The sequence below is a fragment of the Pseudobdellovibrionaceae bacterium genome (genome assembly GCA_015163855.1).
In the GTDB taxonomy this organism is placed as follows: Bacteria; Bdellovibrionota; Bdellovibrionia; order Bdellovibrionales; family UBA1609; genus JAAOIH01.
The window spans coordinates 1-14,362 of sequence record JAAOIK010000007.1 but is presented as its reverse complement, the minus strand read 5'-3'; the positions used below and the strand labels follow the sequence as shown (position 1 = coordinate 14,362).

Here is a 14,362-nt window from a genome sequence, read left to right as displayed (position 1 = left end):
ATAATGGGTATTTATTTTACCTAAAAAAGGATATTTTTTGATAGTAAAAAATAGTATTTTTCAAAGTTTTTGTCTTATAGTTGTTGGATTATTAACAATTTCTGTTACAGCGCAAGCTGCTCAAAAAAAGTTAGCGAAAGTAAAACTATCAGGGTTTGTTCAAAAAAAGGCTAAAAAAGCTCAATCTGTATTTGCACAGCAGCAACCACATTTTTTTCAATCCTCTCATTTTAGTTCGCAATGGGGTTTATCCACATGGCGTTGGAAAGAGGGATTAAATGATTCTTTAGGAGTGTTGTTAAGTGTAAAAGTAAATTGGGAAAAAGAATTAATAAGCAATTTGCTTTTTAAAACCAGTATCGATTTTAAAGCCTCTAAAAGCCGTTTACAGCAACATATTTTTGGTAGCAAAGAGTCAGGAGTGTATGCAATAAGACAGGCAAAGCTAGTAGCTCTTCCTTTTTCTAGTTTGTCTGTGGATGTGGGTATTTTATCAGAAGGTTTTTGGAATAAAGATTTACTAATTAGTTCTTCTAGTTCTTTTATTGGCTCTAGGCAATCATGGAATACTGATACAAAAAATTTATCTTTTGCCTTTCACTTAGAGCAAAGTATTCCGCCTTCCACTAGTAATGACAATTATCGTTTAGCAAATGAAAAGCTGCCATATTTTTTAATGGCTCAAGGGGAAGTAAATTACCAAAAAACACAGTGGAGTTTAAAGTCACAATTATTTTACGCCAACTATTTACAATTACCTAATGTTGTAGCTTTTCAAAGTAGTTTATTAGGTAACACAGTAGTGGGAGATCAACCCAGCAATAGCAATTTTCTTTGGGGTTTTGGAATATTAGGTGCAGGCTTAAACTATTATTACCCGCTTTGGAACACTGGACTAGAGTCTTATATTCTTTTGAATCATAAAGCCGATAGCAGTGTGGCTAAGGCTAGATTTTTAAAATTATATTTTGATAATATTTCTTTATTTTCTCAAGACTTAACGCTAGTTTTAGAAGAATTCTTTGTTGAGCCTGACGCCACTGTGTCTTATTATAACAGTGGCACTTATGGGCATACAAATAGAGAAGGATTTTCTGTGGCAGTATTGTGGAACATCAATCAATTTAGTAAATTAGGGCTACGCTATTTGCAGTCGAATGTTATTAATCTAGAAAATATTCAAGATACCTTGCAATCCGTATCTGTAAGTTTGGAGTCTAAGTTATGATATTTTTTTCTAGAGTAATGCTTTTTATTTTTTTAATGTCTTCTGCTTCGTGTTGGGGGCCTTCTAAACGCAAAGAAACTTTGCTAAATGGTTTTAAAGGAAAAAAGTATGCAAAGGCTACTTTTCGCGTTGCCGAAGTTCAAAACAGTGCTGCAGTTCCTGTGTTAACAAAAGGGGTATGGAAAGTTCCTCGTAGTTTGCGTTATCAGTTTAAAATTAAAGTGGTTTCTCAAAAAGATGCTAGAGCAGTTATTGGGCATGAATTTTATATCAAAACGGAATCTGGAAAAGTAATTAAAGAAATCACTAAGGCTAGTGGTTGGTTAGAATGGCACGAAGATGTTGCCTTTAATTTTTTCTCTAATCATCCGTCTTATTTGGTTTTAAAAAGAGAGATTGTTGGTAGAGATTTGCACCAAGGTTCTTATATTGTAGATTTAGCGGTAAATCCATGGGCTGTTTTTCGTTCAAAGCACCCTAATTTTATTTATTTAGACAAAAAAAACAGAATACCGGTTAGTTTATTGTCTTCTGGATTTAAACAAATTCAGCAATCTAAAATAGGTTTGAAAAAAAATATTACATCACATTACCCTTTAGACATAGCCAATGCTAAACTATTTATTTCACAACTACAAAGCTATAATAATGCTCAAAGCTTAGAAATAAAATTAGAAATGAATCTTTTAGCAAAATTAAAAGACACTTATGGTGAAAGTATTTTATATAAGTTAAAAAGTGGGCAAGTTAGGGCCTTTGCATCCTTAATGGCCACCAACCTTGGCAAAGAAAATAAAGAATATGCTGTTTTGTTACACTCTGAAAAACCTTTGTTTGTACAATTTACCTCTCAAGATAAGGCGGTTATTTCTTACAAAGGTACTTTATATAATCAATTTCATAAAGGAAATTTAGCCATAGCGATTAGGTTAATTCCCGAGGGGGTTAGTTTAGCACCTTTTGATGCTTTATATTCTTTGGGGTCTTATAGAAAAATATATGGATTGCATTCTTTAATTTTAGAAAAAAATTCTAGTACAAAACAATTATCTAGTAATGGAAAACTGTTTTCTTATTCTAAATTTTTAGAAAAATCTAGTAATATAAAAGATTTAAAAAAGAAAAGATATTTACAAGGAATTAGGCCGTTTAGAATAGAACGAGCGCGGGTATTTCATCAAGGGGTTCTACCTGGAGAAACAGCCATCGTTAGAACGGTAGGTTTTAGAACAAAAATTTGTATAAAACATTCTTGGACGGGAGCTCCTGTTATTAATGAACATTTTATTGTTAACTTTGAATCTAAAAAATTAAAGAAAGGTTCTTATTATACCGACGATCAAGGTTGCCTATCTTTAGTGGCTACGGTTTCGCATAAAATTTACAAGCCACAAAAATATTTTATAAAGAATTTTCATTTATATCATGATCCCAATCATGAGTTTATTAATAAAAACAATGAACTAAAATCAAAAAAATATAAAAAATTTCATCAACAAGTGTCTGTATATATAAATCCATGGGATGAACGAATAGGAAACTTTGGTTCAGATGTTCGTAATACTAGTAGAGAGTATATTAATGGTATTGCTAACCAAAAAAGAATTCCTTCTAAATTTTTTATACAAAATTTTTCTTATAATACTTTAGGTTTTAAATATACTGTAGATGATTATTTAAATTTAGAAATCCGCAAAAGATTACAACTAGTATTACAGCCTTATGTTTTACGATACCATTCTGTATCTTTTGGTAGAGAAGAGTTTCATAGAACTTTGCGTGATGGGGTTTATTTAATGAAAGTGGCTTTTCAAAAAACCTACTTAAAACCTGCGGCGCCAGGGGTAACTATCTCTCCTTTACGAGATAAAAAAGAGCAAGAAAGGCGAGTGCAAAGTGTAATAGAAAAAGTGCCTTTAGAAAAAAGACAAGCTTTGCAAAGTGTTATTTCTGATTTAGAACGGCCCAATAAAGTATTTTTAAATATGTCTGTTTCGGGAATTAGTGCAGAAGAATTAGCCTCTATGGATGTAGGAGATTTTTTATTATCTTCAAACAAGCCACAACCTTTGCAATCTGTATCTAGTGCAGTACGAGCAGAAGAATATATTACCGTTTATCAAAAGTTAATTAAAGTACAAAATGGCTTAATTATTGAACATGTTGCTTTAAACATGAATAACCCTATTTTAATGAAAATTAGGGGGCAATTATTAATTCAGTTAGAAACAGTGGATGAAAAGCTACTTCAACTAGCTCGTTTGGGTGATTTAAAAATTTCTAAACAAGCTCAAGATTTTTTAAACAAAACACTTGGAAGAAAAGAAACTTGGACGGATCTTAAAATGATACGACACTTATCTAATTCTGCAAATAGTGAAGAAAAGATTAAAAAGCTAAAGCGGTTTGTTAGCAAGAAACAAGACAAATTAACACAACTTATTAAATTGTTAAAAAAACGATCAGAATCTTTTAAGCATAAATCTAAAGACCATATAGATTTTAAAACTGTGTCTGCTGAGTTAAAAACTTTATTAGACGAATTTTCTTTTATGCAGGGAGATTTTAACGAAATTGAAAAAAATAGTTTTGTAAATATAAAAGGCAAAAGTGTTTTAGATCCTAATATGTTTGTTGCTAAAGACTCTGGATTAGCTAAACGAACTTTTATTGCTCCAGTAACTTTAGTTGCTTATGATAACAGTTCTTATATGCGGCCTACTGATTCTTTGCTTTTAAACTCCTGTGGAAAAGGAGATTGTTTAATTAGCAATACACAAGCCAATAGTTCTTTATCTACTTCTAAATTAATTAATCAGGCCGAGTTAATTAGCAAGACAGGGCAGCGGTCTAAATTAACTCACGAATATTTTGAACATGAAAATCGTTTAGAGGGTATTAATGTCGATGACTTAATTGCTCGTCAAAAAAGTTTATATAAAAAAAATCAAGCTATAAAAAGAAAAGAATCTAGTCTTGCTTTTTATACTCAGCTTTATGGGTTAGATTATGTGTCTAAATATTCTATGTTAAAAAAATCTGACCCTTGTTTTAAAAGCACTAATTTTAGTGACAAATGTAATGTTAAATTACAGGCTGATAATTTATCTAAGCGTTCTGTAGATATGGGGCTTAAACAAATGACATTAAGCACTTTTCAAGAGCAGTTAAACAAACCTTTTTCTAGTTGGAAAAAATTTCGATATAAAATTACCCACTTTTTAGACGATTTATCTCCAGTTACAGAAAAAGATATTCAAGACCTTTTAGACACAGGTAAAATAAAGAAAAGTTCTGTAAAAGCGCGTCTATGTAATTATATAGCCAACCGATTAAGTCATTCTCAATTAGTGGAATTTAATTTAAGTAAGTATATTAATTCAATTACAAAAGAAGAGAGAAATAAAAAAAGAGAGCTTTTAAACTCTTTTTCTAAAGAGCGTTTGCGGGGAAGTTCTTTTTTATGCACTTCTGCCGAACTTGCTAACAACGATCTTAAAACATCTAGTTTTTATAAAGTATATAAAGTAGATTCGGGTAGTTCTTTTTACAAAGAGGGTCAGTCCTTTAATGTTAATGTTGGTACTAATTTTAGTTTAAGACAATCCTTTATGACTCGTATGGATTTTAACCCTTTAGCGGATCCTGCAAAATTATTAGGAATAACGGGTTTATCGGGGTCACCTTATAGAATGGGGTTTAGTAAAGGTACGGAAAACTCCTTTTCTTTAACCTCTCAAGTTTTGCTATCTATTCAAGAGTCTGTTGTTTCTATGAATATACAAGCGTACAAAAAATGCACAGTAGTACACCTAACTAATATTTCTAGAGGGGTAGTTTTATGTGGGGCACTGCAAACTGCTAAAAAGCGTTTGTCCGAGCAGTATTACTATATTTCTCAGCATTTTACTCCAGGAGATCAATTAGACATGGGAGCCTTATATAATCACCCTTGGTTAATTAGAGTTCGAGGGGCTAGAGATATATTAGTGTTTTTAAATGCTTTAAGAAAAGATACAGGAGCAGATTGGAGATCTATAATTGATTTTAAATCCAGTAAGCCTGGTAGCAGTGTAGCTAATCCGTTTACCAGTGTAGTCAATGACCCTTTATCTGTATTAAAATCTATTAAATCTAGCTATAGTTCTTTTTTACCAGGGTTTCCTGGCCATTATCAAATTTTAGACTAATAAATTATCTATTTTTTCTATTAAATTTTTAGAGGGATTTTGTTTTTTAATTTTAAGCAATTGCAAAGAAATTTGCTCTTGGCTTTTTTTATTTAATTTAGAATAAATATTAAATTGGTTTATAAGTACAGAGGCGGCTTGTGGGTTCACTTTATCTATATCTATAATTTTTTGTAAAGTGTATTCATAACCACTTCCATCTGCTTTATGAAAATGTTCTATATGGCCGGTAAAGCTACTCATTAGTGCACCTAAATGATTAGGGTTGGTGTTTTTAAAATAAGAATTTTTAAAAATACCTTCACACTCTTTTTTTAAATCAGAGCTGGGATAACTCATTTTTAATTGAATCCAATCATTAAATACAATAGTATCGTTTTTCCAGCGGTCATAAAATTTTTCTAGTGCTTGTGGCTGGTAAGAATTTGTTTTTAAATTAAGTGCGTTTAAGCCACTTAAGCACAATGTCATATTATTAAAATGGTCTGTAACTTGCTGATTAGCTAATAATGTATATTCGGGCTTATCCAAATGGTTAAGATAGTACAAACACAAGTTTAATAAAGCACGATTTGGCTTTTCTTGAAAATTAGAAATTAAATTTTTATACAACTGTAAAAGTGTTTGTTCAGAATGTGCGGCAATTTTACCAATAAGATTTTTTATTTCTTTTTGAAGTAACAAAGGGTTTAAATCTTGTATAAATTGGGTTAAATAAGAAAAATTAGGTAAGGTTAAAAGTTCAGTAAAAAATAAAGGTTTATTAGTAGCTTGCTTTAAGTTTTTTTCAAAAGTTTGTAATAAAATTTGTGTATCTACTTGAATAGAACTAAACTTTGTTTTTTCTTGTTTATCGTAATGGTTTAAAATATTTTGTGTAAATAAAATTTGCGAGGAGTTCCATTTATTAAATAAATCAACATCTTTCTCCATAATATGCATTAATTCTTCTGGAGTTTGATTGTGCTCCACTTTTACGGGAGCAGAAAAGTTTTGCAAAAAAGAAATAGTGGGTTTTTTTGCTAAATCGGTAAATACAAAGGTTTCTTTTTCTTTTTTTAGCTCAATAAGTTTAGGAGGTTTGTCATTTTTTTCTTCTGGAATTAAAAACTGAATTAGTATGGGTATGTGCAAAGGTCCATTTTTTTCTATACTAGGGTAGCTTTGTTGGATATTAACTTCTAAAGTGTGTTTATCCTGTAAATAATTAGTAGATAATTTTAATGTGGGAGTTCCCGGAACCTCGTACCATTTTTTAAACTGTTTAAGAGAAATATTAGAAGCTTGTTCCATAGCAAATAAAAAATCTTCAATGGCAGCCGCTGTGCCGTCAAACAGCGCAAAGTACTTAGCAATACCGGCTTTAAATTTTTGTTCACCCAAAATGAGATGAATCATACGAATAAGTTCTGCCCCTTTTTCGTAAACCGTAGCGGTATAAAAGTTATCAATGCTTAAATAAGAAAAGGGGCGAACGGGGTGGCTATTAGGCCCTGCATCTTCTGCAAACTGACGCATTCTTAGACGGTTAACATTTTGAATTCTTTCCACACTACGATCATTAAGGTCTGAAGAAAATTCTTGATCGCGATATACAGTTAAGCCTTCTTTTAAACTAAGTTGAAACCAATCCCTGCAAGTGACTCTATTACCAGACCAATTATGAAAATATTCATGTCCAATAATACTTTCAATAACATCTAACATTTTGTCTGTGGCCATTTCGGGATTAGAAAGTATAACTCTCGAGTTAAAAATATTTAAACCCTTATTTTCCATAGCGCCCATATTAAAATCATCCACAGCAACAATCATAAAACGGTTTAAGTCATACTCTAAATTATAAGTGTCTTCGTCCCATTTCATAGCTTTTTTTAAGCATTCCATTGCGTAATGGCACAGGTGCGATTTATTTTTTTCCGAATAAATTTCTAAGGTAATTTTTTTATTACTTTTTGTAGTAAATTGATCGTGAATATGATCTAAATTACCAGCAACTAAAGCAAATAAATAAGAGGGTTTTTTAAAAGGGTCTTGCCAAGAAACCAAGTGGCGATCTGCGGTTACTTTTTTTTCTTCTATTTTATTACCGTTAGATAATAAAACGGGATATTTGGTTTTATCGGCGGTAATATGCACAGTAAAAATGGCCATATTATCAGGACGATCTAAAAAATAAGTAATATGCCTAAAGCCTTCGGCTTCGCATTGTGTACATAATAAGTCACCACTTTTATACAGGCCCGTTAATTTGGTATTTTTGTGAGGGTAAATTTTTGTTTGAATTTCTAGATTAAAAGTATCTAAGCTTTCTAAATTTTTTAAAATTAATTCATTATCTGTAATGCTGTAGTCTTTAAAAATTTTTCCATCAATTAAAACAGAAAGTAATTTTAATTCTTCACCTTGTAGATGTAGGCTAGAATAATCAAAAGTGGTGTTGGTATTTTTCTTCACTAAAGATTTTTGAACAACGATAGTGTGCGTATCAAAAATATCAAAAAACAGTTCGACTTTAGAAATCCAAAAATTAGGTTCCAAATAGTCTTTTAAATGTATTTTTTTATTCATAAAAATTTATAATTATGAGTATGTTTTAAACTCTCCGTTTTTTAAAGAGTTAAAATATTTAACACTAGCTGTTTTTATTTTAGGTAAAAGTAAAAGTACAGCGATAAGGTTTGGCACTACCATAAGCCCTAACATAATATCAGAGAAATTTAAAATAGGCATAAGCTTCCAAATAGCTCCTAAAAACACAGCGGCGATATAAAAAAGTCTATAAACAAAAATGCCCTTTCCTTTAAATAAAAAATCTAGTGATCGTTCGCCGTAATAAGACCAACTTAATAAAGTAGAGTAGGCAAATAAACTCACTGCAACAGGCATAAAGTATAATCCAAAGCCTTGAATGGTAGAATCAAAAGCTTTAGCTGTTAAAGCCACTCCAGACAGGTCTGTGTTTACCCACACGCCAGAAATTAAAATTACTAAGGCCGTCATAGTACAAATTACAACCGTATCAATAAATGGACCGATCGAGGCCACAAGTCCCTCTCTAATAGGTTCGTTGGTACTGGCTGCACTATGAGCAATGGCAGCAGAACCCAGCCCTGCTTCGTTAGAAAAACAGGCTCGCCGAATTCCTTGTACAATCACGGTGCGTAAGGCAATACCGGTTATACCACCGGCCATTGCTGTACCATTAAATGCATCATGAAAAATGGTGGCAATTAAAGAAGGCAAGGCATCGAAATGAGTAATGATTACAAATAAAGAGGCTATAATATAAATACCTCCCATAAACGGTAATAATTTAGAAGAAATACTACCAATGCGTTTAATCCCTCCCAAAATAACTACACCTACTAGTAGGCTTAAAATAATTCCTGTCCATAAAGGAGGAGTTTGAAAATTAGTAGCTAACAATTGGGCTACAGAATTACTTTGAAACATATTTCCTGCACCGAAGGTGGCAAAGATACAAGCCACTGCAAAAAATTGCGCAAGAAATTTAAACTTAGAGCCTAAACCTAAAGTAATGTAATACATGGGGCCTCCATGCACTTCGCCATTGCTATCTATTTTTCTATACATTAAGGCAAGGCTGGCTTCGGCAAACTTAGTAGCCATTCCTAAAAGACCAATAAGTATCATCCAAAACACTGCACCTGGTCCGCCTAATTTAATGGCCACAGCCACGCCGGCAATATTTCCTAAACCCACTGTGGCAGATAAAGCTGTGCATAAAGCTTGAAAGTGAGTAATTTCTCCGGGGTCATTAGGGTTATCAAATTTCCCTCTTAAAATGTGCCAAATATGTTTTAGATATTTAAATTGCACGCCTTGTAAATAAATAGTTAAGAGTATCCCTGTACCGGCTAGTAGTATTATTAAAGGATAATTCCATACTAAACCCGCTATTTTTTCTAGCATTGCATTAATGGCTTCCATATTAAATCCTGGTTGTTATTACTAAAAAAGCCTTTATAAAAAAGGCTTTTTTAGAAGTTAAAATATAAAAATAAATAATTATAAACTAAAGCTTACTGATACAGCAACATTGCTTAGTTCTGGTTTAATATTTTTAATATTAAATTGAAAGTTAGGGTAAATATAAATATCACGAGAATAAGCAATACCTAAACCAACAGATTGTGTTCTTGTGGGAGAGCTTTGCCATTTAGCAGTTTCTGAATAATCACCAGCCTCTTCAATCCATGTAGTGCAATCTGCTCTTGGAGGTTCAGGAGTTCCTGATTCTCTAGAGTCTGCACATCCTCCAGGTCTGCTATATCTTGTTTCGAAATCAAACCAACTAAATACTGTTCTAAAACTATATTTAGGAGTGATGGCATATTCAAAAAATGGAGTAACATACGCACTCATTTTTGTTTGTTGTGATAAGGCTTTAGCGTGAGTAACATTTTCTCCCTTAGAGTCTTGGCATTGGTTATTTTCGCATTTTTTAAGAAAGCTATAGCCAAAACCTGTGTAAACACCAACGCTGATCTTCTTTTTAGGATTAAAAATAACACTATGAGATAAGCCCACACTAGCTATAGACCCATAAGATTTTGCTCGAACATTTGTAGGAACACTAAGGCTAAGGCTAAAGGATTGTTGTCTTCCAAAAACCTTTCCATAATAAGACCAAGATAAGCTAGGAGAGCTTAATATAATATTTTTTAGTTTATAGTCTTTTAGTGCTTCTCCTGCATCATCAATACTTCCTTGAAACACACGCAATGGTTCGTAGTAAGTTAATCCTAAACCTAAAGAAATAGAAGAATTGGGGTTTATACGGTAACGAACACCTACAGAACTAGAAAGGGCAGTAATGCTTGGGTCTCCTGTGGGGTCGTAAAGATTAATGCGTTGTGCTCCAAAAGGCTTAGTTAAACTTCCGCCGTAGTAACCAAGGCCACCAGAAAAACTCCATTTCTTTTTTGCTCCACTGGCTTGTCTCATACGGGCATTAGTAATTTCATTATCTACATTTTTTTTCTTCTTTTTCGATTTCTTGCTGTGTTTTGCTTTGGCCATCACTGTTGGAGTGTATTGCACAACACTAAAAGCGAAAATAAAACCAAATACTATTTTTAACATAAGTTGCTCCTTTAATGACTTATTCTTAACAATTTCAAAAATATTCTATCTTAAAATACTAGACGAAAGCAAAGCATAAATTAAATAAATAACACAGCAAGTTAAATTTTATTCGCTTTTGTATTTCGGCCTAGTTTGTATTTTTTTTTAAAAAGCTAATAAGGTCTTTGTGTGTAATAGTATTCTCTTTTTTAGTAGAGGTGTTTTTAATTATGTAGGTTTGCGATTGTATTTCTTCAGGGCCTATTAGTATATTGTACACGCTATTTATTTTTACGGCTTTTTTTATTTTTTTGCTGATGTTTCCTTGAAAAATAAGTTCCACAGAAATAGTATTTTTTCTTAATTCTTGTGCTAGTTCTAGGCAAAAAAACTCCTCCTGTTGACTAACAGGTAGTAGCGCTAAAGTTACTCTGTTTTTTAAAACTTGCATTAAAGCCTGTTGTTCTTGAACCATTAGGCTTAAGCGTTCTATTCCCGCAGCCCAGCCAATTCCCGAATAATTAGGGCCACCCATTAAAGCCATTAGTTGGTCGTATCGCCCTCCAGCTAATAGGGTAGATTGCGCTCCTAATAAGTGGCTTTTAAATTCAAAAATACTATGACTATAATAATCTAAACCTCTTACGAGTTGTGGATTTTCTTTAAAGGCAATACCAAAAGCATTTAATAAATCTTTAACTTGTTGAAAGTATTGAAGAGACTCTTTACATAAAAAATCCGTCAAACAAGGGGCATTACTAATAATTTGTTGATCGTCTTGCGATTTGGAGTCTAAAATTCTTAAGGGATTAGTTTCTAAACGCTTTACACTGTCGGGGCTCAGTTGGTTTTGGTGTTTTTTTAAATACTTTGTTAATTCTTTAATATAACTTTCTCTATCTTTAGTATTACCTAAAGAATTTACTTCTAAAACCCACTGGTCTTTATTATTTCCTAATAAATTGGATAAAAATAATTGTGCTTGTGCAATAATTTCTACATCGGCTTGAGGAGATTTTTCTACAGTAATGTGTTCCACTCCTAGTTGATGAAATTGTCGCTGTCTTCCTTTTTGAGGGCGTTCATAGCGAAACATAGGGCCGTGGTAAAAATATTTTATTGGTAAATCTTGTAATAAACCTTCTGATAAAATGGCACGAACAATTCCCGCAGTACCTTCGGGGCGCAAAGTTAATTCTTTATTTTTGCGATCTAAAAATGTGTACATTTCTTTATTTACGATATCTGAAAAATCGCCTAAAGTTCTTTTAAAAACTTGGCTAAACTCCATAATAGGAGTGCTTACTTCTTTAAAATTATAAAGTTTAGCCGTGTGCAAAGCGGTTTCTATAATATAGCGATGAACACTTTGTTCTAAGGGAAATAAATCCTTTGTTCCTCTAACTGCTTGTATTTTTTCCATTAAGTAAGCCTTTGTTTAATTCTATTTTTGTTATTGCGTTAAACCTTGAGCGTAGTGATGAATAATTTGTAGGGCCAGTTTGCTAGTTCGATTATCTTGATCCAGTGGAGGGGATACTTCATAAATCCCCATAACTTTAACATGACTATTTTGCATTAATAAATGTAAAAATACAAAAAATTCGTGAGGAAGAATTCCTAAAGGCCAAGATTGGCTACATCCCATGGCGTAGCTAGAAGAAAAGGCATCGATATCAATACTTAAATACACGGGTTGTTTTTTATCAGCATCCAGTGGCAATTTGTTTATTACATATTTTGCCCAAGAGGGGGAGTGTAGTAATAATTCGTCGTTACTAATAATATTTCCTTTGTGGGCTAAACACCATTGCCAATGCTCTTGAGTATTGCAGGGTTTTTGAATTCCTATTTCCCAAAAAGAAAACTCACTGTGATGTTTGGAAAGTAATCGGTAAAATGGTGTTCCACTATTAAAGCCTTTATCGGTTGGTCGAACATCTAAGTGTGCATCAATATTTATAATTAAAGGTTTATGTAAAGGTTTATGTGTAGAAGGTTCTTGTTGTTTGCAATATTTTAAAAATGCAATACCGTCGGGGTAGGCATAATCATGACCACCTCCTAAAAAAATATTATAATCGTGATTTTTAACTAAGCTAGATGCTTTTTTTATGGCTGCATCATGTTTGTTTTCTAAACTAAGATCTTTAATATTTAAACTTCCTTCATCTACTAAAGAAATATTAGATGGCCAAAAATCTTTTTTACTTTTTTGTAGCAATTGGCAAATCACTGCAGGGGCAAGGTGAGCGCCAAGCCGCCCACCATTAATTTTAATGCCTTCGTCGTCGGGGTAAGAAAATACACTCAGGCTTTTTTTCATGGGTTGCTTTAAAAATACTGTTTATTTTAGGTTACTATTTACAAAGTCCCAGTTTACTATATTCCAAAAGGCTTCGATATATTTTGGACGAGCGTTGCGGTAATCCACATAATAGGCGTGCTCCCATACATCACAAGTTAATAAAGGAGTTTGTTTGTTTGTTAACGGGCAACCCGCATTACTAGTGGAAACAATATCTATATTTCCGTCGGCATTTTGTACCAACCATGTCCAGCCCGATCCAAAATTAGTAGCACAAGCGGTGCTAAAAGCTTCTTTAAACTTTTCCCACGAGCTCCATTTTTTTTCTATTAAATCTTTGATTTTTCCAGAAGCTGCTCCTCCCCCTTGAGGGCTTAAGCAATTCCAATAAAAACTATGGTTCCATACTTGGGCGGCGTTGTTAAAAATTCCACCCGTTTGGCTGGCAATTAAATCTTCTAAGGATTTATTTTCTAAATCGGTGCCTTTAACGGCAGCATTTAACTTAGTTAAATAGGCTTGGTGATGTTTGTCGTAGTGGTAATCTAAAGTTTCTGAAGAAATGTGTGGTTCTAGTGCAGTTTTTTCAAAAGGTAGGGGGGCAATGGTAAAAGGCATAAAGGCTCCTTATAATACTTGGGTTTTTGTTAGCTGTCTTATAGTTACTAGAGTTGCCTAAATTGTCAAAGTCCTACAGTATAAAATTATGCATATTCGCTTTAAAAATTATCCTCCATGGAAAAAAGTTTTAGAAGTGGCTAGTGTTTTAAAGGATAACGGCTTTTCTGCTTTTGTTGTTGGAGGCTGTGTTAGGGATTTTCTTTTACAAAGAGAACCCCGCGACTTTGACATGGTTACCGACGCCAGCACCAATAGCTTGCTAAAGCTTTTTCCTAAAGCCATAAGCATAGGCCTTCCTTTTGGAGTGTTTATTTTGCCTTATAAAAATTTTTCCATCGAATTAAGTAGTTTTCGCAAAGATGGCCCTTATGCCGATGGAAGAAGGCCTGTGGAGGTGAGTGCAGGAAGCATTACAGACGATGCAGCTAGACGAGATTTTAGCATTAATGCTTTATTTTATAATTTACACACACAAGAAATATTAGATTTTCATCAAGGGCAAGACGATTTACAAAATCAAACAATTAAAAGCGTTGGTTTAGCTACTACACGCTTTGCAGAAGACCATTTACGCGTAATGCGAGCCCTTCGCTTTTGTGTAGAGTTAAACTTTTCCATAGAAGAACAAACCAAAAAGGCGATTTTACAACAAGCGGTTTTGTTAAAAAAAATTTCTAAAGAAAGATTAGGTGCAGAGCTTAGAAAAATGTTTTCTGCAAACTTGGTAAAGGCTTTACAGTTATTAAAAGAATACGCTGTGCTACCGGTGTTATTTACGCACTTTAGGTATGCCGACATTAAAGAAAAACTAGCGCAGTTAGATACTAGTAACTATTTATTAAAGCCACAGGCGGCAGTAAAATCTTCTCTTTGCCAAGAGCAAAAAAAGCAACACAAGTTATTAAAGCCCTATTTTTTGTTATT

The 14,362-nt window shown here is 33.0% G+C and carries 9 protein-coding genes; 3 read left to right on the top strand and 6 right to left on the bottom strand.

Annotation, left to right across the window (positions count from 1 at the left end; all coding sequences use genetic code 11):
- The first annotated feature begins 37 nt into the window (after positions 1-37).
- Together HAW63_00520 and HAW63_00515 are read left to right on the top strand one after the other, a co-directional pair.
- A complete protein-coding gene (locus HAW63_00520; protein ID MBE8162460.1) occupies positions 38-1,228 on the top strand; it encodes a hypothetical protein in 1,191 nt (396 codons plus the stop codon).
- Positions 1,225-5,418: a hypothetical protein gene (locus HAW63_00515; GenBank protein ID MBE8162459.1), complete on the top strand. Its 4,194-nt coding sequence runs from the start codon at positions 1,225-1,227 to the stop codon at positions 5,416-5,418. Before HAW63_00520 ends, HAW63_00515 begins: the two co-directional genes overlap by 4 nt.
- Here the strand turns inward: HAW63_00515 and pepN are convergent.
- The 6 genes from pepN to HAW63_00485 form a co-directional block, all read right to left on the bottom strand.
- Entirely contained in the window at positions 5,410-7,989 is a 2,580-nt protein-coding gene (gene pepN, locus HAW63_00510) for an aminopeptidase N (protein MBE8162458.1), read from the bottom strand. The two genes, HAW63_00515 and pepN, sit on opposite strands and share 9 nt — an antisense overlap.
- A gap of 12 nt (positions 7,990-8,001) precedes the next feature.
- Positions 8,002-9,372 carry a sodium:alanine symporter family protein gene (locus HAW63_00505; protein ID MBE8162457.1) on the bottom strand — a complete coding sequence of 457 codons (1,371 nt, stop codon included), beginning with the start codon at positions 9,370-9,372 and terminating at the stop codon, positions 8,002-8,004.
- A gap of 78 nt (positions 9,373-9,450) precedes the next feature.
- Positions 9,451-10,527: a hypothetical protein gene (locus tag HAW63_00500; protein ID MBE8162456.1), complete on the bottom strand. Its 1,077-nt coding sequence runs from the start codon at positions 10,525-10,527 to the stop codon at positions 9,451-9,453.
- 130 nt (positions 10,528-10,657) lie between these two features.
- On the bottom strand, positions 10,658-11,932 hold the full coding sequence (locus HAW63_00495) for a histidine--tRNA ligase (protein MBE8162455.1): 1,275 nt from the start codon (positions 11,930-11,932) through the stop codon (positions 10,658-10,660).
- A 30-nt stretch (positions 11,933-11,962) separates the two neighbouring features.
- Positions 11,963-12,835 (bottom strand): formimidoylglutamase, encoded by an 873-nt coding sequence (locus HAW63_00490; GenBank protein ID MBE8162454.1) that lies wholly within the window; start codon positions 12,833-12,835, stop codon positions 11,963-11,965.
- A 21-nt stretch (positions 12,836-12,856) separates the two neighbouring features.
- Positions 12,857-13,435 carry a superoxide dismutase [Fe] gene (locus HAW63_00485; GenBank protein ID MBE8162453.1) on the bottom strand — a complete coding sequence of 193 codons (579 nt, stop codon included), beginning with the start codon at positions 13,433-13,435 and terminating at the stop codon, positions 12,857-12,859.
- Between the two features lie 88 nt (positions 13,436-13,523).
- On the opposite strand from HAW63_00485, the gene HAW63_00480 reads away from it, so the two are divergent.
- A partial coding sequence (locus HAW63_00480; protein ID MBE8162452.1) for a CCA tRNA nucleotidyltransferase occupies positions 13,524-14,362 on the top strand: 839 nt, incomplete at its 3' end.

Bases quoted from the DNA above. Each gene is read 5' to 3' on its own strand.
- HAW63_00515 (MBE8162459.1), top strand. From the start codon at position 1,225: ATGATATTTTTTTCTAGAGTAATGCTTTTTATTTTTTTAATGTCTTCT.
- HAW63_00485 (MBE8162453.1), bottom strand. From the start codon at position 13,435: ATGCCTTTTACCATTGCCCCCCTACCTTTTGAAAAAACTGCACTAGAA.
- HAW63_00495 (MBE8162455.1), bottom strand. From the start codon at position 11,932: ATGGAAAAAATACAAGCAGTTAGAGGAACAAAGGATTTATTTCCCTTA.
- pepN (MBE8162458.1), bottom strand. From the start codon at position 7,989: ATGAATAAAAAAATACATTTAAAAGACTATTTGGAACCTAATTTTTGG.
- HAW63_00505 (MBE8162457.1), bottom strand. From the start codon at position 9,372: ATGGAAGCCATTAATGCAATGCTAGAAAAAATAGCGGGTTTAGTATGG.
- HAW63_00500 (MBE8162456.1), bottom strand. From the start codon at position 10,527: ATGTTAAAAATAGTATTTGGTTTTATTTTCGCTTTTAGTGTTGTGCAA.
- HAW63_00490 (MBE8162454.1), bottom strand. From the start codon at position 12,835: ATGAAAAAAAGCCTGAGTGTATTTTCTTACCCCGACGACGAAGGCATT.